Origin of the sequence: Arachidicoccus rhizosphaerae (assembly GCF_900107765.1) — a bacterium.
Classification (GTDB): Bacteria; Bacteroidota; Bacteroidia; order Chitinophagales; family Chitinophagaceae; genus Arachidicoccus; species Arachidicoccus rhizosphaerae.
On sequence record NZ_FNQY01000010.1, the window covers coordinates 1 to 21,288 of the forward strand.

At 38.5% G+C, this 21,288-nt stretch carries 20 protein-coding genes; 7 read left to right on the forward strand and 13 right to left on the reverse strand.

The window, feature by feature from the left end; all coding sequences use genetic code 11:
• Positions 1-312 precede the first annotated feature (312 nt).
• The 8 genes from BLU80_RS09765 to BLU80_RS09800 all read right to left on the reverse strand — a co-directional run bounded on the left by BLU80_RS09765 (position 313) and on the right by BLU80_RS09800 (position 4,474).
• Positions 313-579 carry a hypothetical protein gene (locus BLU80_RS09765; RefSeq protein WP_091397367.1) on the reverse strand — a complete coding sequence of 89 codons (267 nt, stop codon included), beginning with the start codon at positions 577-579 and terminating at the stop codon, positions 313-315.
• A 79-nt stretch (positions 580-658) separates the two neighbouring features.
• Positions 659-1,279, reverse strand: coding sequence for a hypothetical protein (locus BLU80_RS09770; protein ID WP_091397370.1), 621 nt, complete (start codon positions 1,277-1,279; stop codon positions 659-661).
• Complete coding sequence (locus BLU80_RS09775) at positions 1,270-2,394, reverse strand: hypothetical protein (protein WP_091397374.1); 1,125 nt, start codon at positions 2,392-2,394, stop codon at positions 1,270-1,272. Before BLU80_RS09775 ends, BLU80_RS09770 begins: the two co-directional genes overlap by 10 nt.
• 5 nt (positions 2,395-2,399) lie before the next feature.
• Complete coding sequence (locus tag BLU80_RS09780; RefSeq protein ID WP_091397376.1) at positions 2,400-3,098, reverse strand: hypothetical protein; 699 nt, start codon at positions 3,096-3,098, stop codon at positions 2,400-2,402.
• A gap of 34 nt (positions 3,099-3,132) precedes the next feature.
• A complete protein-coding gene (locus BLU80_RS09785) occupies positions 3,133-3,489 on the reverse strand; it encodes a hypothetical protein (protein WP_091397378.1) in 357 nt (118 codons plus the stop codon).
• 234 nt (positions 3,490-3,723) lie between these two features.
• Positions 3,724-4,044 carry a hypothetical protein gene (locus BLU80_RS09790; protein ID WP_091397380.1) on the reverse strand — a complete coding sequence of 107 codons (321 nt, stop codon included), beginning with the start codon at positions 4,042-4,044 and terminating at the stop codon, positions 3,724-3,726.
• Positions 4,045-4,046: 2 nt separating this feature from the next.
• Positions 4,047-4,265, reverse strand: a complete 219-nt coding sequence (locus BLU80_RS09795) for a hypothetical protein (protein ID WP_091397383.1) — start codon at positions 4,263-4,265, stop codon at positions 4,047-4,049.
• Positions 4,262-4,474 (reverse strand): hypothetical protein, encoded by a 213-nt coding sequence (locus BLU80_RS09800; RefSeq protein WP_091397386.1) that lies wholly within the window; start codon positions 4,472-4,474, stop codon positions 4,262-4,264. The genes BLU80_RS09795 and BLU80_RS09800 overlap by 4 nt, the downstream gene beginning before the upstream one ends.
• Positions 4,475-4,638: 164 nt before the next feature.
• Here BLU80_RS09800 and BLU80_RS09805 point away from each other — a divergent pair, with 164 nt between their 5' ends.
• The 3 genes from BLU80_RS09805 to BLU80_RS09815 all read left to right on the forward strand — a co-directional run bounded on the left by BLU80_RS09805 (position 4,639) and on the right by BLU80_RS09815 (position 6,166).
• Complete coding sequence (locus BLU80_RS09805; RefSeq protein WP_091397389.1) at positions 4,639-5,055, forward strand: hypothetical protein; 417 nt, start codon at positions 4,639-4,641, stop codon at positions 5,053-5,055.
• 133 nt (positions 5,056-5,188) lie between these two features.
• Positions 5,189-5,560 (forward strand): hypothetical protein, encoded by a 372-nt coding sequence (locus BLU80_RS09810; protein WP_091397392.1) that lies wholly within the window; start codon positions 5,189-5,191, stop codon positions 5,558-5,560.
• A gap of 231 nt (positions 5,561-5,791) precedes the next feature.
• Positions 5,792-6,166: a hypothetical protein gene (locus BLU80_RS09815; protein ID WP_091397394.1), complete on the forward strand. Its 375-nt coding sequence runs from the start codon at positions 5,792-5,794 to the stop codon at positions 6,164-6,166.
• Between the two features lie 392 nt (positions 6,167-6,558).
• Here BLU80_RS09815 and rhuM read toward each other — a convergent pair whose 3' ends face one another.
• The 4 genes from rhuM to BLU80_RS09835 form a co-directional block, all read right to left on the reverse strand.
• A complete protein-coding gene (gene rhuM / locus BLU80_RS09820) occupies positions 6,559-7,539 on the reverse strand; it encodes a virulence RhuM family protein/type II toxin-antitoxin system death-on-curing family toxin (protein WP_091397397.1) in 981 nt (326 codons plus the stop codon).
• Between the two features lie 468 nt (positions 7,540-8,007).
• Positions 8,008-8,271, reverse strand: coding sequence for a carboxypeptidase-like regulatory domain-containing protein (locus BLU80_RS09825; RefSeq protein WP_091397400.1), 264 nt, complete (start codon positions 8,269-8,271; stop codon positions 8,008-8,010).
• 632 nt (positions 8,272-8,903) lie between these two features.
• On the reverse strand, positions 8,904-9,311 hold the full coding sequence (locus BLU80_RS09830; RefSeq protein WP_091397403.1) for a hypothetical protein: 408 nt from the start codon (positions 9,309-9,311) through the stop codon (positions 8,904-8,906).
• A gap of 60 nt (positions 9,312-9,371) precedes the next feature.
• Positions 9,372-9,971: an RHS repeat-associated core domain-containing protein gene (locus tag BLU80_RS09835; RefSeq protein WP_091397406.1), complete on the reverse strand. Its 600-nt coding sequence runs from the start codon at positions 9,969-9,971 to the stop codon at positions 9,372-9,374.
• 2,445 nt (positions 9,972-12,416) lie between these two features.
• Here BLU80_RS09835 and BLU80_RS09845 point away from each other — a divergent pair.
• The 4 genes from BLU80_RS09845 (at position 12,417) to BLU80_RS09860 (ending at position 19,271) form a co-directional block, all read left to right on the forward strand.
• The gene (locus BLU80_RS09845) at positions 12,417-13,220 is read left to right on the forward strand and encodes a hypothetical protein (RefSeq protein WP_091397410.1); all 804 of its coding nucleotides are present in this window, start codon (positions 12,417-12,419) and stop codon (positions 13,218-13,220) included.
• Positions 13,221-13,244: 24 nt separating this feature from the next.
• Positions 13,245-13,871, forward strand: coding sequence for a response regulator transcription factor (locus tag BLU80_RS09850; RefSeq protein ID WP_091397411.1), 627 nt, complete (start codon positions 13,245-13,247; stop codon positions 13,869-13,871).
• A 233-nt stretch (positions 13,872-14,104) separates the two neighbouring features.
• The gene (locus tag BLU80_RS09855) at positions 14,105-16,384 is read left to right on the forward strand and encodes an ATP-binding response regulator (RefSeq protein WP_091397414.1); all 2,280 of its coding nucleotides are present in this window, start codon (positions 14,105-14,107) and stop codon (positions 16,382-16,384) included.
• 346 nt (positions 16,385-16,730) lie between these two features.
• Positions 16,731-19,271, forward strand: coding sequence for a T9SS type A sorting domain-containing protein (locus tag BLU80_RS09860; RefSeq protein ID WP_091397416.1), 2,541 nt, complete (start codon positions 16,731-16,733; stop codon positions 19,269-19,271).
• A gap of 186 nt (positions 19,272-19,457) precedes the next feature.
• On the opposite strand, the gene BLU80_RS09865 is transcribed toward BLU80_RS09860, so the two are convergent.
• On the reverse strand, positions 19,458-21,233 hold the full coding sequence (locus BLU80_RS09865) for an ABC transporter ATP-binding protein (RefSeq protein WP_091397419.1): 1,776 nt from the start codon (positions 21,231-21,233) through the stop codon (positions 19,458-19,460).
• Between the last annotated feature and the right edge of the window lie 55 nt (positions 21,234-21,288).

The window sequence follows — 21,288 nt, forward strand, 5'->3', positions numbered from 1 at the left end:
TTATAAATTTCCTTTCCTGCGAATTGATCTTCTGTGAGACCGTACCTTTTTAAAAACTGTTCTTTAGTCATTGTGTAAATTTTGTGCCGCTAAGCAGCTATTTTTAAATTGATTGTGAGCTTAATAAAGGGGCGGCTGCATTATTCTAACCACTGAATTTTTTAATTTTATCCCGCCCCTGACTATGTACATTCATTTTCTATTTCATGATGTACCTCCTTTTGTTTTGTGAGCCTGCGTGTCGGTGCAGGTTTACCATCGGTCGCCCCCCTGTTGCTTGCGAAGCGGTACCCAATTGGCAGGGGGTGTTTGTTACAATTCCTTTAGCTCCTCTTTGGCATCGTGAATCTGGTCTTTGTAATAGTCTATAACCCTGCATTTAAACTCTTCAATGATTGCGTTTAGGTCTTTATCAGTTCCCAATGAAATATCTACCGCATTTAAAGGGTTATAATCCATTGAGTTTTGCCTATCTGCTAGCCTGATTTGATAGCACTCTTTGATAGCTTCTATTTCACCCTCTGCTACAGATATTTTATTAATAAGCTCTTTTGCCTTTTCTATATTTTCTACTTTCATTGTGTTTTGTTTTGTGTCAGTTGGCTGGTAAGCCCCCTAAGAATAAGGGGCTGCAACCAAAACTGCTTATGAAAAAAATTTACGCCGGAACTCCCAGCCTTACTACTTGGGTTGCCCAGAAAGTACTATCCGGTATTATGGTCCGCTGCTCCGGCTTCTTTTGGTTTTTATTCCAAGAGATGATAATTCCCATCCTGCAACCGGTAGGCAGACAATAACCGCTGATCTGTCTGTCATAACCAAAGTGATTAATTGCATTATCCAGACCGCCTGCCATAACCTTGTAGTCCACCAGCACCTGCCCTGTCTTGATCAGGTCTGAGCGGCCTTTATACAGCAACTTCATTCCCATGTAGTGAAACCAGCAGGTAAAAGCCAGCTCCTTTTCCATAAACTTAAAAGCGGTGCCTATCTTGGAGCGGATAACGCCTGCTATTGGTCTTACTATCTCCGACTGCTGCCAGTCATAGAGGTGTGGCTCATTCAGGTACTGGTGCACCCTCTCCCCTAGTTTCATGCCCTCGGTTTTTTCACCTTCAAATCCTTTGATGCTGCTAAAGGAAACGCCGGGGATCTTCAAGTAATCCTCAAAGGGAACATTCCTGTAATACTTTACGTCACTAACTGTAAACAGCATTGGGTTAATGGCCGCCCCGGGTGCAGGGGCGACTGCTGTGAAGGTGTTACTGGCTACTTGCATACTTCCTCCAACTCTAGCCCGTTAAAAGTTAAGCCTGTTTCTGTGGCTAGCTTGCCCAGGTAGTCTGCCATCTGACCGACCTTAAGGTTAGCAGGTTCTTTAACTGATATCCATTTGCTCAGATCGTCAAAGTTTACCATGAAGGCCGCCATGACGGCTTTCATCCAAACCCAATCCGTGCGGACGGTAACCTTAAGATTCTTTTTGATTTTAGGGCCTTCAATAGTGGGTGTAACTGCATTGATAACAAGTGTATTAATAGCCTGCTCTTCCTGGATCTTCTTGTCAGCTGCCTGAGTGGCCAACTGCAAAGCATCTTCCTGCGCTTTAATGGCAGCCTCAGCGTTTGCCAGATCACTTGCATAGTTGGCAAACAGGTTGTCTACTTCCACCATCAGGCCTGAAAAGATTTCTAGCCAGTTGATAGGTGCAATCTGTTTGTACAGTTCCTGCATTTCCTCATGGGTTAATCTCTGAGGAATGAAAGCCGTCATGGCCGGCTGTGGCACCTCTGCAAGCTTCTGTTTTAATTCCTGCAAAGCAGGGTCTTTAATGCCACCCTTCAGGTAACTTGAATAGATGTTAGTAGCCTCTCTCATAACAGTGGCTTTATAAAGGCCCACGATACGGACGTGCTCATTAGTAAAGTGAGCAGTAAAATTGCTTTTTTCCGTATTCTTAGCATTGGTAACCGCTGCTGCTAAATTCTCCTTACGGCGGATGTCAACACTCTTATTGAACAGCTCATTGTACTTTTCATTGCTCTTAGGGTCTACTCTCTTTTCAAAAGCCATCAGAGGGGCAATGATTCTATCCTGTATCATCCCTGTAAAAGGCTTACGACCTTCTACCATTTCGATATGCAGCTTGCGGTATGCAGCCAGATTGGTATCAATATCTGCCCATTTGTCTCCGGCGGCTTCTGCCTGCTGTAATAACCCCTGAGCGGTCAGTTCCTGACGTTGCAGGGCTTCTGTCAGGGCGTTTTTTTGAAGGGGTAAGCCTGCCCATGCAGCTTGCTGCTCTGTCAGCTGCATGGTGATTAACTGAGCGGGGGGCTGTGGCTGTTGTACTGGTGCCTGCTGTACCGGTTCTATTGCCTGTGTCTGTTCCATTGTGTTTAAAGATTTGCGGGGTTAAAAGAAAAGGATTGCTGTACGGGTGATGCCTGCGGAGCGGACTGGGGCGGAGCTTGCTGCTGTGGCGCTGCTTGCGGCTGATACTGCTGTGGCGCTGCCTGAACCGGGGTCTGTTGGTATTGCACCTGGGGAGCCGGTTGCTGTTCTAATGGTTGCTCCTTGGAGTAAGCCCCTGCTAACATTACCGTGTCCCTCCTGTTAAGGTCCCGGCCGAATAACTTACCTAGGTGCTCGCAGGCATCTTTAATGGCATAGCTTTTTGCGCTTGGAGCGGCCATCTGAACTGCGCTTGCTTTGATTGCGCTCAGGTCTCCGGCCATGGACCCTTTGTCTACCTGAATAGTAGCGGCTCCAACTCCGTCATAAAAACGCCATTCGCCCGTAGTAGGCCATTTTAAGTGCACTCTTACGGTAACCGTAATTGAGTTGAATAAAGCCTGCGTGCTTAGGATCTCTGGGTACCAGTCCTGAAAAATGTAATCCAAAAGAGATTCTATCTTGTCAATCGGCAGGTATTCAGCAGGGACCGTTTGGCCCTGGTCGTTTTTCGCTTTGGCTAAAGGGTGCTTTTTAATCCAGGTTATGTGCGGTTCCTGGTTAAGTAATAGTCTGAACTGATCATTCTTAAAGGCTTCCTCAGGTGACTGGTGAAGCTCTTTGAGTGTTGGTAACTGTGCCATTGTGTTGCCGGGAGACGTTGCCCGGTGCGTTTTATTATCGTAGATTAATTAGTCTGAGCGCTGATTGTGGCCAGCCCGGACAATGAATATTTGTAAGATCAATGTGCCGGCTGTTGTAAGCTTTTAAAAGCCTTTCTGCATAAGGCGAGGTATCGGGAATCAGGGCTTTCGCTTTTTCAAGCACTTTGTTTCCTTTCTCTTCCAGTCTGTCCAGGCTCTCAAATGATGTGCAACAGCTCATGTCCTGCTCAATCCTGCTGATCCATCGGTTAACATCTATTGAAGCGGTGGCAGTCATTTTATGCTTACAATACGCTGCCAGCCATTTAAAGGCGTACACTACGCCAATGATGCAGGCAGCGAGTTTTAAACAGTTAATTACTTCTTGCATGGGGATTCATTTTAGTGATGTGGAATACAGCTACCAGGGACGGGCTGTTAAGTATGGTTACATCCTCCTTCTGGTAGCCCTTTGGCCAAAGCACGTTGCTTCGTTTATCAGGCCCTTTACTGAATCCAGAGTAGGCGTATTGAGTTAAAATGCAGCCTACTTCAGGCGGTACGATGCAATTGTGTTCGATTACTTCTGTGTTCATTGTGTTTCTGGTTACCGTAGCCAGCGCGGTTATATTGTTGTTGCCTCTGAGGCAATTAAAAATTCAATTTCTTTGAGGCCGTCTTCGTCCATCTCTATATGGTAAGCTTCCAGAGCTTTGAGTAACGCTTCGTGGTCCAACCAGCGGAGATTGTCGAGGGTATTCTCATCATCCATATCATCCCAGCTGTCCAGGTCGTACCTTGTGGCCGGTTTATAGTTATCTATCCAGTGGGTGTAAATAACACCGTCCTCAAACCGATATTCCCTGCCGTTTAATTCCCCGCTGCGGCCTTCCATCAGCTGCATGATTTCCTTTTTCTGGGCCCTAGTGATGTGGGTGGTGGTCATGATTAGAGATTTAGAAGCCGCGATTTGAAATAAACTGTGTTGCCAACTTTGGGCTTGGTCCAGCAATCAGCTGGAATTGTCCCTTTACATCTGGCCACCCTCAGGCTGACGAGTTTTATACCCAGAAGCTTGGCAGCTTCCTCTTCGCTTATTGCGTCCTCAGCATCAAACCTCGCCATTAGCTTATCCCATTCTGCCTTTGGGATGTTATAAGTTCTCATGCCAATTGGCTTTTCCTGTCTGAAATAATATTTTTTAAGAAAGTCAGTATTTCTACTGCACGCTGAGGATTTCCGCCCTTTCTATTCATATAAAGGCTTACATTCTCGGCAGTTATACCGATTTCTTTTGCGCATCTTTTAAGGTCACCGGGGGCCAAATTTGGCCTCAAGTCCTGCAATTCTTTATTTGCCTGTTCTAAAATTGTCATTTGGTATTACTTTTGTAGTAAGTTTGTAATAATTCTGTGATAAGAATAACAGCAATGCGTTATATCTATACAGCAAATATACAGTATTGCGGTATTATTTAAAATAAATACTGTAATTATTTTTGTAACGGAGTTGCAACTATTTACAACTAATTGAATATGAAATGAATGAATTTTTAAATCATTTGACGAAAAAGGAAATAAGAGATTTGGATCGAATACTTGTATGGTTCAAACCGCCAGTAAAGAAAGGATCGCATAGTACTATAAGTACATTGACTGATTATATATTTAAAGAAGAGCAAATAACAAAAGAATTAGCGGCTTATTATCTTGATCATTTATGTGATTATAAGCCAGAAATAATGTATAGAATTGAAGGCTTTGGAAATGATAAGTACTATTATCAGAGAACCGACCAATGGCATAAGCTGGCTGAAGATGGCGGATTTGCTAAAATTATATCTAAGAGGAGATATAAAGAAATAAGAAAAAATATTTACAAAGGGGCTTGGGATATAATAAAAATACTTGTTGGCTTCGGCCTGGGATTAATTGCGGGATACTACATAAAGAAGTAACCATAAATAAACCCTAAGGCAACACTAATTATTAATTGCCACCAATTCTTTTTCAGGTCTAAATATATATATGCAATAAAATCTTTGATCATATCATCAAATTTTAAACAAAAATACAGCATTACTGCATAAAATGAAAAAAGCAAACGAGATTTTGAAGGAAATCATTGGCCATACAGGCAAAACTCTTGGTAAAATAGCTGGCGAAATTGATAAACGTCCTCAGGTGCTTTATGACATCAGGAATGAACGAGTGAAGTCTATCAGTCTGGAAATAGCAACATCATTAAATAAAATCTATCCCGAACTAGACATCCAATACATGACTACCGGTAACGGAGAGTTGATTAATAAGAATGCATCAAAAGGAGCAACAGATCAGGATAGATTCAATGCTTTTGTGATTAATGAACTTGCAAGTATTAGAGCTCAAATCAAAGGGACTTTGTACACTGATGAACTAGCCTTGTTAGAAGCATCCATTGAGAAAGCTTTGGGTGTTTAATACATGAGCTTTTCTTGTTATTAAGGTGCTGTATATCCCTATTTTCATTTACATGTTCGCTACGGTAATCTGTTTTTTTCTTCGTGGGTGCGCTTTTTTTCTTAATTTTATTTAGCATAGCTTAATGATTTAGAAACCGAAGCTATAATAATTAGTAAATAAAACCAAAAATATTTATTAACATTTTTAAATATTGATAACGCTCAGAGAAGTTTATTTAAAGAAATAATCATGAAATATTTGCTGTTTATACTCGCTACCATAACACTCTTCAGTTGCAAAAAAGACAGTCCAAGTGCCAGCAACGATAATGCAAAAATATTCGGCACTTGGGAGACTGTCACTACTAAAAATGGAGATGTTTACGCTACAGGATACGCATTTTTCCAAGATAATAACGAGGCTGGATATATTAGTTCGACCGGCCCGGAAAGCGTGGGAGGTAATACATGGTTTGTTCTGAACAGCGATCGGTTGCAGGTTAAAATGTCAAATGCTGAGTTCCTGGATGGGACAATCACGTCTTACTCAAAGACTAAGATAGTGATCAATTTGACAGCCGGCGGCACTACAACTCTAACACCGGGGACATTGCCTACTCACTAAAAGACAAGATATTTTTTCCGCAAATAATCCGCAGAAAAAGCTAAATAAATTATTATTCAAGCTATTACACTTTTCCAGAAATCCCTGTCGAGACCACACGGGAAAAAGTCTTGAAACATACGTGTTTCGGGGCTTTTTTCATTTTAGGGCTTTATTTTTTACTTTACTTGTCCGTACTTTTAAATACATTTACCCTGCAAAAGTTGACATATTGCTTTTATGGTCACATAGGGCGGACGATACATGTAACGTCCCTATACGGGTTATGCATAACCGAGACGCTATTTACTGGTATAATGCCGGAAGATTGAATCCCTCTTGTGAATAACACTTAGCCTCGCTGGATATCGGTCAAATATTAAATCTGCTTGTTGAGACTGAATGTAGTCCAATTAGTTACTATCATTTGCAATCAAATTAATAATAAGTTTAATTATTAATTCTTTCTCTTCTGGCTTGCTTTGTGCAATTAAAAGAGTTAGTGCCGTTAGGCCATTGTCATTAATCTTTGCTTCTCCAGAGTTCTTAAATAGAAACTTATTCCTCTCTAAGAACAAAATAAATAAAAATGCACCAATGCGTTTATTCCCGTCACTGAAAGAATGATTTTTAACCACAAAATATAACAAATGAGCAGCCTGCTCTTCTATACTTGAATAAAGATATTCACCAGCAAACGTCTGCACAATGCTAAGTAAAGAACTTTTAAACCCTTCATCTTTTTCTTTACCAAAGAGAGTGGATGCTTGCTGATTAATTATAAGTTGCTTCTTTAATTTACTTATTGCAACTTTCGCCTCCTCATATTGAATGATATGGGTAATTTCTTTGCCTTTCATTTGAACTGAAAGATTATTACTATCAAATTTATACAACCACTCAAAGGTTTGGCTGTAATTTCGGATAATTTCCAAAAGCCCTTGGGCTTCCTGTAATTGCAAATCGAGGGAAGTGGCTCCCAAGCTGATCAATTTAACCGTTTGCTGTAATTGCTTCAACCTCTTTTGATTGACAGTATAGCCTTTTACTAAATAAGCTTTTATGCGCTCTGTAGCCCATTGACGGAATTGAATACCTCTTTTAGTATTAACCCTGTAACCAACTGAAATAATCACATCCAGATTAAAATGTTCAAGCAATCGTTCGACTTTTCTCTTTCCCTCCATTTGAACTGTTCGGAATTTCCGAACAGTTGAACTACGATCAAGCTCTCCTGACTCAAAAATGTGTTTGACATGTTCACTTATATTGGCCTTACTCGATTCAAATAAATCTATAAGTTGGCGCTGGGTTAACCAAACAGTATTTCCATCGAACTGAACCTCTACCTCTATATCACCATCTTTAGTGCTGTAAATTTCTATTTCCCTCATTATACTTATAACAAATTATTAACAAATAGTCTATTGAGTAGTCGTCTATCCTTCAAGCAATTCTTATAATGACGTTCAAAGATAAGACACGTTTTAGCATTTAAAGAAATTAATCTCAAGTTTTCGAACAGACCAACAACCAGTTGACTCAGAGCAATTGATAATTAAATCCATATCTTTCAAAAAGTCCAACATCTGGCCGCCGGCTCCCACATAAAAATGCAATAATAAATTGAATATCAATTAATTATTGCATTTTTTAATTTTTGTATTACAGCCTATAATGCAGTTTTCTTTTTATTGATCGATTCAAAACATTCTTCATCATGATGGTCGCATCCCTGATAAAGAACTCCGTGTAATAGACACCCGGTTCACCTATGCGCTGATAAGCAATAACCCCGGCCAACTTCCCAGCGAGCGCCTACGCCAGATTGCTGGTGGGTATCTTCAACTTAGCCGGATTAATCATGATGATGGATCCTGCCACCGATTCTTTCTTCTCTTTACCACAGGCCATAACGACCATTTCATCCAGATCAGCAAGTTTTGGGATAAGGTAACATTAATCACACTACGGTCACCGGCCGTTTCCTCGATGAGGAGATACCCCACAGTACTGAATTCCAATAAAATTTGTCCGGAGGGCAGCTTCAGGTCAAAATGGCCCTTACTGTCAGTCATTGTACCGATTTTCAGTTCTTTTACTTTTACACTTACATTGTTCTTCATCAATAGAAAGGCTTTTATGAAGGACGTTTCGTAAAAAAAGCATGGAAGGGCTCGGCCCGGTAGTTATTAAAAGTAGCGGGGATATCCTATTAACCGCACAGGCAAAAGGGTTACCTGCGCAGCGGGTTACTATAAGGTCACAAACAAAATGATATTCACCTTAAGCAAAGGAGATTATCTTTGGAAGTCAGTCAATAATCCTCTATCTATAAATCCACCTAAAAATAAGTATTATTACTAATAATAGGATTCCACCTAAATAATCCCATTTTTCTTTATATTTCAAATTAACAATTCCTCTAATTAAAAAAAACAATGGAGAATAAGCTAATAATATATAAGTAAATGAGGGATGAATTTGGGTATTTAATATTGGACGTGATAATAATATTGCAATTACTATAACAAATAATATGTATATATAATATATTGGCTTTTTAATCATATTAGTGTACTGAATAGTTTATTTGTTCAAATAATTCCCTTGGGGAAAATAGAACTGAACATTATAATAAGTTAAGGAAGCTCCCATTTGACTAATTTCAACCTGCTAAATAATAACATTCAACCCATTTCTTTGCGGTTGACCCCAATAATCTAATGTAACTTGATTATATAATGAACTAACAAGGCTAGCATTTCTTCCTTTCAATCCAATTACAGGGGCAATTGAAAGGATTGGCTTTACATAGACGTGTACTCGCTATTTCAGCTATAGCCAAATTATCGCTAAAATTTACCCATTGCGAACTATTGCTGCCCAAGTAGCTCCGCAACTTTTCATCATCAAGAGATAAAGCCTTTTGTGAAACAAACCTTCCTAGGAAGTCTTCTATTCCAGTATTAAAGTTTGACAATGGAACCTGTTTCCCATCTTGAATAATATATGGTGCTTGTATATTATTTTTTGTTGTCGAAGATTCTGGATTGTGAATCGATTCACTAAATCTTTGCATCCCTGCATCGAAATAATGACTTCCCGGATGATCCTTAACAAAGGGTGTATCTCCAAAATGATGAAAAAATTGGCCATAATCCATATCAGAGTACGAATATCGAACTCCTCCTGTATTCACTGTTATATCATCCTGCTGAGAATATTAGCCTTCATTATCATAATTAATCATATCGCCTAAAGGGTCTGAAAACAAGATAGGATTTCCAGCCATGGTAGCATATAGACTACCCATAGGATCGGGTCTAGGATCTAGCTGCCAGAATCTTCCGTGTGGATCAAGGCTTCTAAATGTAGTCTCGTATAAATTAATGCCTAGTTGCTGATTTAGTTCAGCACCAGAGTTGTATTTATAGGGATTAGCGGTAACCCCAGACTGGTGATAGCCAATGTTTTTCATCTCAAGACCATAAGGGTAATAACTATTTACTTCAATAATCGCTGAGCTGACCGTGTAATCATCCGTTATAATCACGCGGGTATTACCAAGGTGGTCTTTTAAAAAATAATCATTTATCCAACTGGAGTAACTGGAAGCTGGGCGGCTTCGCCCCACTGCTGTGCCAAAGAACTTCAAAGTGTCATTTTGGTAAAGAGTACTACCTAAATAAAGTGTGGTAGTCTGAATGCCGGGCAGCGATGTGCAGTCAACGGTCCATCTCCTTAGTTTACCACCAGCCGCATCATAGATGTAATAAATTGTCCCATTACCAGTAACACTAATTTTACTAGGTAAATTTAACACATTATAGCTGATACCAGAAATTTTCTTATTCAGATCCTGGGGCAGGTTACCATTACCGTCATAAGCGTAATCATTCCCCGATTGATTACCATCCTGAAAATCTCCTAAATTCTCAAGGCTAACAATTGCAGCCCCGTCCGTTACTTTGACCAGCCGATTCGTACCAATTTGATAGCCATAGGATAATTGATCAATAGTACTTAAGGTCCCCGAACTGAGTAGCCCTCTTTTGTGTCATAGTTTTGATATTTCCGTTGAGATCATAGTTTAAACTACTAACACTATAATCTACTCCTGCCGTCTTATTAAAGGAGATTCCGGTATATTGATTGAAACCCGCGCCTGTAAGTCTTCCGACATTATCATAGGTATAATCATATTTACACACTTTATTGTCCTGTACTGTTTTCCAGACTGTCCCAGTTATATTACCATCATACCGGGCTGAGGTATAAGCTTGATTATTAATTAAACTGTTAGTTTTATTATCATAGCCCAAGTCAAAGCCAGGCAATCAATTATCCTCTATCTATAAATCCATCTAAAAATAAGTATTATTACCAATAATAGGATTCCATTTAAATAATACATGGTTTCCTTGTATTTACCTTTTATAAGTAGCCCTCTCATTATTAACGTAAGGGGTAAATAACACACAAAGATATACGCAGATACTGGATGACTAGTGTTTTTTGAAATTGGATCTACTAATAATATAGCTATTATTACTACAAATGTCACGAATGTATAAAAAATTATATTTTTTTTCATCTCAGTGTACTGAATAGTTTATTTGTTCAAATAATTCCCCGTGCGGAAAATAGAACTGAACATTATAATAAGTTAAGGAATCTCCCATTTGACTAACATCAATCTGCTGATTAATAACATAATATACAAACCCTTTCTTTGCGATTGACCAAAGTAATCTAAGAGTACTTGATTATATTGGGTACTAATTTGGCTATTCAAACTTGTATTGTTTAACGATTTGTCCCAATTTATTTTTGATAACAATTCTATCCAGTGCTCTACTATCTTCAACCTGCTACAGTACCAGAATGATAAGTAAGTTACCTTTCATCCTACTTATATTAATTCGTTATATAAAGTGAATCCCTAAGCTTGCAAAGTAGTTTTCTTCACATCTGGTATCCATAATTATCGGATACCGACCTCTCATATTGCTCTTAGTCTCCTTCGAATATTGAAGGGCTTACATCAGCTTTGCTTTACCAAATTTAATACTAAAGATTTATTCTCCAATTTTTTTTGAAAATCAATTAGCTTTTCGGCATACAGGGCAAAATATCAAAAGCTAGCAAGCAATTGTCTGGTGGATTTTTTAAGATTTAAGACTATCTCCTACTTACGAAGTAATGCGGCTGCACATCAAAGTAAGGGTACCTGAACGTGTAAATCACCAATATTTTTTTCGGTCTCAATATAGAGGGTCGTTTTTCTTATTCGTACCTTCGCAGACATTATGAATAACATTATTTTCATCTATGCACCTAATTAAGGCCAGGCTTTGCGGGCCGCTGGACTATAAGTTTGCTTATCCAGCCAGCCTTCCTTTACGCTAGTAATAAAGGAATAGGTAAACATACCGGTTGCAGATGAACATCAAATGGGATGTTGACAGCCGGCAAAACGCATTTAACAATCTATAAGGCTCCTTACAAAAGGACGTAAATCAAATCAGCGTAAAGATTTGAAAATCTCAGCGAATACTGCAAGTTTTACCAAAAAACAATTGAACTGAATCAGAGTGAATACTTCTGAAATTAATTGCAATAAGGAATTATGACAAGTCACATCTATAAAATGCCACTACAACAAATTTGTAGAACAATTGAGAAATAATAATTACTGGCAACTCATCAAAACAGTCAAATCCCAATGAAGGCATAAACAACCTGGGCCAACATTTTAAATCAGCAATAAGCTGAGAAATAATTTTAGTCCTCCTACTCTATCTTATAAGCCCCGTCTATTTCAATTAATAAATGAAACAAAGAGAAAATTTTGGCTACCCAAATCATATACAAGGTAAAGCCCCGATAATTTTCATCTTTTCATGAAAACAATCAGAATGATCATTTTCCCAAATAATTCTTAAAATTATTAATAAAACTAATCCATTGTTTAAATAGACTAAATATGCTTAACATGTCTTGAATCATTAAGCAACTTATTGCATTTTTACTCCTTGTGCAATCGAATTAAACAAAGGAGTATAAAGGGTTTCAGAAATTTTTATTCTTCGGAAATTTTCCAGGCTTCCTAATCATTTCTTGAGAAAAATCTCAGTATAAAATTCAACTCATCCATGACAATTAACTGTAATTTGTAAAATTTAAATTAAACATAATTGCTTAATGGTTTAAATAATAAATTTTTTATTGTATTTTTAGCCATACCCTAGCTTAACGAATAACAAACATGGAAAACCAAAAAACAGAGCTTCCGAGTGAGATCCGGATTAATGATAAAAAACACAATCGGCAATTAAGAACGATTGTCCAAATCACAAATAGGTGGTTAAATGTATTATTCCATGAATCTAATGGTCTGTTGAGTAATGTCAATTGGATATCTCAACTGCTGGGTGATGATATAAATGATGCCGACTTACCAAAAGCAGTATTCAGAGAATTAAATCAAAACACTCAAAAAAACATTTATACTTTAAGAGTAATTCAACAATATATCCAGGTGTTAAATGTAGTCGCAGAAAAAAACAACCAACCAAATGACTATATTATTCTGAACAAGGCTTTGCTATTAACTACCGTTCCCAGACTTGAACCAGAAACTGTTTCTTTTGGAACAAGTTCTATTGAAGTAACCCGAACTTTTGCACGTGTTTTGAGCTTTTTATTACAAAAATTAATAGATCATATTTCTGCTTTCCAAGATCGTGACAGTCAATTACATATCACACTTTACCTTAACCAGGAAGATCTATTTTATGTTCGCATTGAAGGTTCGGCATCATTCTGGCATCATGAATTATGGGAAAATGGTATTTTTGAATTGAATGAACCAGTAACAACTCATTCAGATCATTGGCCAAAAGTTATGTTTTATGAATTACTATCCATGGTTGGAGGGAAAGTATTAAGTGGATTCAATGGACAAAGAGATTTTACATCTCGCACGAAAAAACCAAAGCTGGCTTCTGAATTAATTAATAAAGAAATCAGCGGTAATTATCTGGCATTTTGCCTTCCATTGAATCTTTAGGAGGATTGAATTAAACAAAAGTACATGGTGGAAAAAATACTAGTCGCAGATGATCATGGGATTGTTCGATACGGATTGATGATGATGATTCGTAAAATAAGACCCGATGTTTTAGTGGAAGAAGCTCAGGACTATTCAATCGTCCTGGAAATGGCTAAGAAAACACCTTATGATCTTTATATTTTAGATGTTTCAATGCCCAATGGAAGCTTCTTAAATGCCTATACCCTTTTAAAGAAATACTCCCCGCAATGCAAAATTCTTATATTTTCATCTCTGGATGAAGAAATTTATGCCATGCGATATATTGAAAGTGGTGCAGACGGTTTTTTAAACAAATTAGCTTCTGAACAAGAGATGCAAAATGCATTGGAAAAAATATTTAATAATGGGAAATATGTCAGCGACGCCGTTAAAGACTCCCTGGTCTTTTACAAAAAAAGTAAAAGCAAAGGCCGTCAGCTCGATCAATTATCCAACCGTGAAATAGCTATTGCTAATATGTTGGTAAGTGGAAAGAGTTTAAAGGAGATTTCTCAGGAATTGCATTTACACGTTTCAACGGTCAGTACTTATAAAACCAGAATTTTCGAAAAACTACAAATCCAAAGCTTACCGGATCTGATAAAGGTTCTAGATTTAAACAACTGATAATCAAATACAACAACAGATGTATTGTCGTAAATTTACTACATAAGTATTCAAGATTATCTACAATGTATTGTAATTCAAGCGCCTATTTTTGCATTGGAAATGATTGAATGGAGCATTTCGGTTCGAAAGAACTGATAATCTAGTGCCGGGTAAAGGATATACAATCAACATGAATGTAAATACGCTAGACCCTTTCCTGAGCCCGGTACTTTATTAAATTGAAGGGTACAATGATAAAAGGCAGACTCATTAAAAATCAGGGGTATGGCTTTATAACGGTTATTTTTTTGGTTTTGGCTTTATCTTGTCTTTCCATTCTGGCCTTTATTAACCAGCGGGATACGGATAAACTGGCAAAAGCAGTTGGAGATTTAGCGGAAACCAGGTCAAGCATTGACAGAGTTGACGATGCCATCCGCCTGTTATATGCCGCCGAAAACAACTGTAGGTTATACATACTGCAAAAAGATTCAGTATTTGCAGTTGCCTATCAGCAACAGCTTGAACAGGTTTCTGTCATCTTAGACTCTATTTCAGAATCGGATAAATTTCCTGAAAATGAACAAGTAGAAGGATTGGTTACCGAGAAAGCAAACAAAACCAAGCAATATATTAAAGCCAGACTGTTGTTGGATTCATTGTTGCAATTATCTGAATCCGAGTTACATACCCATGACAATATTGAACAGAGCTCAGCCTATAGTGTAACACATCCATTGTCAGTACAAGCAGATACAACTTTAGAAAGAATTGTTTTACCAGCAATACCCAAAAGAAAATTATTTAGGCGTTTAAAAGATGCCATTACGAACAAACAATATAATAGGGTTAATCAAACTATAGTAGTTCACCAAAAAAGCCTGGATTCTGTTTATCAGGTCAAAAAGCAAGATTTAAAAGATCAGACAAATGCTTTACAAGAACAGGCAGCTTTGTTTATGGCTCTCAAGTCCAAAGAGAGGGCATTGTTAAGCGCCAATCATAATTTATTACAAAGTTTACAAAATATACTTTCTTCATTAAAATCCACTATTGTTGATCAGCAAGAAAAGAAGAAAATGCTTTTGAGTAAAAACGCATTTTCAATAGCAAGTGATATTCGCTTCGGCAATACGTTACTAATAATATTTGGCTTATTATTGACCCTTATCATTATCTGGATTTTGCAGCGCTTATTTAAAAACAGTAATCAACTTAAAAGAGCTAAGGAAAAAGCAGAAGAATATGCTCACCTAAAAAGTGAATTTGCGGAAACTATGAGCCATGAAATCCGGACCCCACTGCATTCAATCACACGGTTTGCTAACGAACTGTCAGCAGATCATAAAAGTGCGGAACAATCTGAAGTGATAGATGCCATTAAATTATCTTCTGGTATGTTACTGTCTGTTGTCAATAACATTTTGGATTATACTAAGATGGAAAAAGGGAAGTTTAAACTGGCGGAGACCCCTTTTAATCCGATGCTTGTTATCCGGGAAGTGTTATTAGGATTACAACTTCAGGCAAAAAGTAAAAATTTGCAATTGGAAGAAGCATTAGATAACCAGTTAAATACCAGTTTGCTGGGAGATGCATTTCAACTCAGGCAATTACTTATCAATTTATTAAGTAATGCTATAAAATATACAGAGAGCGGCTCCATCAGAATAGCGGCCTCGCTGCATAAAAAAACGAAGGACAGTTGTGTGATGGCACTGGCCATTAAGGATACAGGTATCGGCATTGACGGTTCTGTTGACGCTAAAGTAGGTGGTTCTATATTCGACGCTTATGTAACAGCGATTCATCGAAGAGAAATTAAAGAAGGAAGTACCGGACTAGGACTCAGCATCGTTAAAAAAGTGGTGGCTTTACATAAAGGAAAAATAAATGTAGAAAGCATAAAGGATAAAGGCACGACTTTTTATATTGAACTTCCTTATTTATTAGACAACAACGTACAAGCCCCTATTAATCCACTGGAACCAGAACTTTCTACAGAAAATATAAAAATTCCGGAGAATAATAAAAAAACTAAACATGAAATGGAAGGTACTTTATTAAGCAGTAGTCTTAACCAGACTACAGGTCAACCTAATGAAGCTTTTTCCAAATCTTCTAACCAAATTCAACAACCGATTATAGCCAATATATTGGTTGTTGATAACGATATACTTAACAGGACCTACATGGCCATGTTACTAAAAAGAAAAGGTTACCAGGTTATAGAATCATCCGGAGCGGAGGATGCACTCAATAAACTAAAATCACAGCAATTAGATTTGGTTATAACGGATATCTCCATGCCTGGAATGAGTGGATATCAATTAGCGGCAACAATCCGTTCCAATGAAGGGATGAATCAAAAAATCCCAATTCTTGGGGTAAGTGGTCAAAAACCGGAAAGTCAAAACTCAAGGCAGCTAACCGTTGAAAATTTTAATGGTTGGCTATTAAAACCATTCGAACCCTCCCAGTTATTTGAACTGGTTACTTTAGTAGTAAAAAATCGACAGGTACTCAAGTAAAAGGTGGCCCATTAATAAATTCACATAAAATATAGAATATTCACGAGGAAAATGAAACACTTATGATTAAATAACCCTTCGCAAAACCTCCAATCAACCATTCCAAAACGACTAGGGCTTTAAAATCTTATATCAGACTTTTATTTAAATCAAGTGGGTCTTTCTGGGTTTAAATAAGATACAAACAACATTAAAACAATACTGATCAGCCTTTTTAACAGGCTTACGGGCACCGTTTTGCCCACAATTCTAAAACCTTAAAACTGAGGCTAGCAATGGTCAGACCAGGCATTTAAAGACGGCTGGTCGGTGAATGCTATATGCCTAATTTAAAACAATCTACAACATGAAAAGAAAATTTACTACTACAAAAAAAACGCCCAATTACGGGCGTATCCTTGCCTGGATTATGGGCTTGGCTATGTTATTAACCTTTTTAAATGCACACGCGCAGTTCACGATTAAACAGGACTTTAAAGGCAGTAATATCAATAATGACATTATCCTTGGAGGAGACCCCAGCTCCGCATATTTAACATCGGGAAAAGAAGACCCAATTAATAGTGGCTGGTTAAGAGTCACTAAGGCAGACTATCAACAAAAAGGTTTTGCATATATCAATAAAAGTTTTCCTTCCTCACTGGGCGTTTTTATTGACTTTGAATATAGTGCATGGGCAGATTCAAAGGCGCAATATGGAAGTGCCGATGGCTTCTCGGTGTTTTTATTTGATGCACAATATGGTCCAGGGACTTTTAAACTAGGTGGCAATGGGGGCTCTTTAGGATACAGTTATTTAAAATCAGGGACCACCACACAAGGACTCACAGGAGGTTATATAGGCATTGGGATCGATGAGTATGGAAACTTTTCTAATCCCACAGAAGGTCGCGTGGGTGGCCCGGGATTTACACCTAATGCAATCGTTTTAAGGGGGCCAACCACTAAAGATAAAGAAACGAATAAATATTTGCAGGGAATCCAGGTGAGTTCTCCTGTGGCTTATAACTCAATTGTCAAAAACAGACCTAGTAGCAACAATTTTTACCGTCGTATTCAGATACAGGTTGATCCTACCGCTGACAAAAAATATAGAATACAGGTTAGATGGGCAACTTCGGTTGGAGGAAGTTTCACAAAAATATTGGATTACACCACTACCACTGCTCCGCCTAAAAATATGAAAGTAGGTTTTGCAGCTTCTACAGGTTTAGGTTATAACTATCATGAAATCCGCAATTTAGTCGTCACCACACCAGGTGGGGTACGTCTGGATAAGCAGGTTAACAAAACAAGCGTAGCCGTAGGCGAACAGCTGAAATATACTGTAAAAATCGGCAATGCCACCACAGCCGACCTGCAGGGTTTAATATTGACCGATACGCTGCGAGATGGGGCAGGAAATATTCTGCCGCAGGATTTTTTTGCAGTAGACAGCATTGTTTTTAATAATCAGGGCAATACAAAAAATATATTAAAAAACACTTCCTTTAACAGTGGCACCTATAAGGCTGAAATAGATATGGGGGCTGCAACACTGGACAACAGTACAGAGGCAACCGTTACTTCCTATATCACCCTCAAAAAAAGGCCCGAAGGTGGTATCATATCCAATGCTGCTTATATAGATGCAACGGGGACAGGAATTACCGATCAGGATCTTACCAATAACTATGCAAAAGTATCTACTCAGATTATTGCAACTGATTTGAGTGTGACTACTTCCAAGAAAGGGTCATTTTATCAGGGAGATGAAAAAGGGCAACTTCTTGTACAGGTAAAAAATAATGGTCCGGATGCCACAGGCACTTCTACCATCATTACTGACACGCTTCCAGAAGGACTTGAGTTAATGAGCAATGAAGACAACGGATGGATTGTCGAAGAGCAAAATGGAGTCATCACTGCGGTTTATAATGGAACTGTTGGTTCCAATCAGGACTTCCCGCCACTTATTTTAAATGTCAAGACCAGAGACGATGCAAGCGGTGCAGTTGAAAACAAAGGAATAGTGAGAGTTTCTACCGATAATGACACTGCAAATAATACTTTTAGTGATCAATTGACTATTCAGCAGTTTAGCGCAGGAGAAATTGGTAGTGACCAAAAAATTAAAGAACAGCAAACTCCGGCTGCTTTCACGCAAATCGAAGCCGCATCGACAACAACGGGGGCAACAATAAATCATCAATGGCAAATAAGTGAAGATGGCGTTAACTGGACTGATATTCAGGGAGCTACAGAGGCTACTTATCAGCAAACACAAAGCCTAGCCAGTACAACCTACTACCGCAGACTGGATAATGCCACTGACAGAGATTTGGCTCCGGTAGCCAGCAATATCATTACTGTAACCGTTGAAGACGGGACACTGGCCATCACCCTGCAAAACTTTAGCGGTTATTCCAGCAAGGGTTTAAACCATCTGGATTGGATAACCTCTTCAGAAATTGACAACAAAGGTTTTGATATTTACCGGTCAACAGATAATGGAAAAAGCTGGAATAAAGTAGGCTTTATTGCCGGAAATGGCACCACAACTCAGTCTTCTACCTACCAGTTCGAAGAACCTATTCAGATATCAGTTAATGAAACTCAGTATAAACTCCAGATTATAGATAATCAGGGTAAATTCACCTGGTCAAAAATAGTTTCCATCAAATCAGGTGCAAACGCAAATGTAAAACTATATCCAAACCCGGCAAGCGATTATATCTATATCAGCGGCGTAAGTGGCAATGCCATCATTTATGACGCTTCCGGAAGGCAGGTGCTTACGCAGGCAATCCCCTCAGGTTCTGCTACCAGAATCTACATCCAGGCTATAGCAAAGGGTATATATTTTATAAAAATCGGAGCCGTCCAATTGAAGTTCGTAAAAAAATAACTGAGCAATTCATTGCAACTCAGTAATACTTTGTTTTGAAATTGGAATAAAAACACATCCCTGTCAATTTAATTATTGTCAGGGATGCTTGTTTTAATATTTACTTAAAAAATCACTTTAGTTCAGTAGTTCAGTCACTCGATAAAAATAATCGGAACGTAAACTTCTAAATGAACTGAATCTTTGCTAACTGACCCTTTTGCCTTCCAATAGTAATTGTAGGGCATGTTTAAAAGTCCCTGCAGGCGTAATTTTCCCACCATTGACAAAAAATATTTCATCCGCATTTTCAATGGTGTTTAAACGGTGCGCAATAATGACGCGCGTGGTAGATTCAGGAAGTTTTTCCAGGATCTCTCCCAGCAACTGCTCTGTGACTGTATCTATATTAGCTGTTGCCTCATCTAAAATTAAAATTTCGGGTTGTCTTAGCACGGCACGTATAAAAGCAATGAGTTGCTTCTGGCCCAGACTTATAGATTCACCTGCACTATTAAGCGGTGTTTCCAACCCCTGGTCAAAACGCTTCAGCAAATTAGACAGGCCCATTTGTTCCATCCTTGTTAAAAGAGCTTCACTGTCTAAGTGCTGATAGTCTGCATTCCCGTAGAGTATATTATCTTTTAAGCTGCCTGAAAACAAAAACGGTTCCTGTAGAATAAAACCGATTTTAGCTGTACGTTCCACTGCAGAAAAACTTCGTATATCCCGACCCTCTAATAAGACCTGCCCATTTGTGGGATCATATAGACGGGCAATTAAAGAAGCTGTTGTTGTTTTTCCACCTCCTGTTGGTCCTACCAGTGCGTAAGTTTTACCTTTAAGCAACGTAAAATTAATATCGCTTAATACCTGTTTTCCACCCGGGTAAGCAAAGTGAACCTGCTTAAACTCAATTACCGGTTGGTTCTTAGCAATAGAGATGACCGGAACCTGATTGGCCGAATCCACCCGCGGCGAATCTTTTAAATCTGGTTCCAATTCTATAATCACAGAAATTCGGTCCCAGGCAGCCATTGCAGTCTGAAAGCTGGCCCATAATGCAGCCAGTTGTCTGAGTGGCTGATAGAAATTCTGGGCATAGGCAATAAAACTAATAAGCAGTCCGATGGTAAACTGTCCTTCGGCAATTAAATAAATACCATACGTTAATACAATTAGTTGAGCCAGATTTGAAAACAAGGCAAAAACCGGAACAAAAACACTATTAGCCAACCCGGCATGCAGGGCTGCTGAATAGTTATCCTTATTAGCAGTGGCAAATCTTCTTCTGAAATAATCTCGTCTGTTAAAAGCAATAATGGTTTTAAAGTTATGCAGGCTTTCTTGAATCTCCCCGCTTAAGGCCCCAGAACTTTTAAGGCTGACTGCATTTTTTCTTTTAACCCAGGGGGAAATAACCAGCACAAATACCAGGATAAAAACGCCGGGAACCAAGGTGGCAGCACCCAGCCTTAAATGAATACTCAACAAAAAAATCATGGCTCCGGTCATAGCGAAAACACTATCGACAAAACGCATGAGTGATTGAGAAAAAAATTGATTCACCTTATCCGTATCGCTGTTAATTCTGGCAATGAGATCTCCTGATTTATTTTGGTTAAAAAAACTAACCGGCAAAGCCTGCAGTTTTCCAAAAACTTCATTACGTAAGCTATAGAGCATTCTTTGCCCGATACTTCCCATCACCTCTGTTTGCATATATTCAGTCCAGGCCCAGACCAAATATAGGCCCAATAATATACCGCAATAGACCATAAGGCCATGATATTGTCCGGTCTGAATATAATGATCAATGGTATAACCGATAAGATAAGGTGTCAGCATTGTGATGCCGGAATTCAGAATCATAATCCCCAATGCCAAAAACAGCTTCTGACGTTCAGGACGAAGAAAAAGTAGCATTTTCTTGAGTGCTGCTTTCGTCGAGCTTTTCGGGGCGTTACTTAAATCATAGTTCATTTATAAAAAATAAAATTGAAGCTTAAAAGATAAAATTCAAACCCAAAACATGGTT

Coding starts and splice junctions, on each gene's coding strand:
- rhuM (WP_091397397.1), bottom strand. CDS start 7,539: ATGAGGGAAATAGAAATTTACAGCACTAAAGATGGTGATATAGAGGTA.
- BLU80_RS09855 (WP_091397414.1), top strand. CDS start 14,105: ATGATAAAAGGCAGACTCATTAAAAATCAGGGGTATGGCTTTATAACG.
- BLU80_RS09780 (WP_091397376.1), bottom strand. CDS start 3,098: ATGGCACAGTTACCAACACTCAAAGAGCTTCACCAGTCACCTGAGGAA.
- BLU80_RS09775 (WP_091397374.1), bottom strand. CDS start 2,394: ATGGAACAGACACAGGCAATAGAACCGGTACAGCAGGCACCAGTACAA.
- BLU80_RS09795 (WP_091397383.1), bottom strand. CDS start 4,265: ATGAGAACTTATAACATCCCAAAGGCAGAATGGGATAAGCTAATGGCG.
- BLU80_RS09845 (WP_091397410.1), top strand. CDS start 12,417: ATGGAAAACCAAAAAACAGAGCTTCCGAGTGAGATCCGGATTAATGAT.
- BLU80_RS09825 (WP_091397400.1), bottom strand. CDS start 8,271: ATGAAGAACAATGTAAGTGTAAAAGTAAAAGAACTGAAAATCGGTACA.
- BLU80_RS09850 (WP_091397411.1), top strand. CDS start 13,245: ATGGTGGAAAAAATACTAGTCGCAGATGATCATGGGATTGTTCGATAC.
- BLU80_RS09790 (WP_091397380.1), bottom strand. CDS start 4,044: ATGACCACCACCCACATCACTAGGGCCCAGAAAAAGGAAATCATGCAG.
- BLU80_RS09830 (WP_091397403.1), bottom strand. CDS start 9,311: ATGGATTATGGCCAATTTTTTCATCATTTTGGAGATACACCCTTTGTT.
- BLU80_RS09770 (WP_091397370.1), bottom strand. CDS start 1,279: ATGCAAGTAGCCAGTAACACCTTCACAGCAGTCGCCCCTGCACCCGGG.
- BLU80_RS09805 (WP_091397389.1), top strand. CDS start 4,639: ATGAATGAATTTTTAAATCATTTGACGAAAAAGGAAATAAGAGATTTG.
- BLU80_RS09810 (WP_091397392.1), top strand. CDS start 5,189: ATGAAAAAAGCAAACGAGATTTTGAAGGAAATCATTGGCCATACAGGC.
- BLU80_RS09800 (WP_091397386.1), bottom strand. CDS start 4,474: ATGACAATTTTAGAACAGGCAAATAAAGAATTGCAGGACTTGAGGCCA.
- BLU80_RS09765 (WP_091397367.1), bottom strand. CDS start 579: ATGAAAGTAGAAAATATAGAAAAGGCAAAAGAGCTTATTAATAAAATA.
- BLU80_RS09815 (WP_091397394.1), top strand. CDS start 5,792: ATGAAATATTTGCTGTTTATACTCGCTACCATAACACTCTTCAGTTGC.
- BLU80_RS09785 (WP_091397378.1), bottom strand. CDS start 3,489: ATGCAAGAAGTAATTAACTGTTTAAAACTCGCTGCCTGCATCATTGGC.
- BLU80_RS09865 (WP_091397419.1), bottom strand. CDS start 21,233: ATGAACTATGATTTAAGTAACGCCCCGAAAAGCTCGACGAAAGCAGCA.
- BLU80_RS09860 (WP_091397416.1), top strand. CDS start 16,731: ATGAAAAGAAAATTTACTACTACAAAAAAAACGCCCAATTACGGGCGT.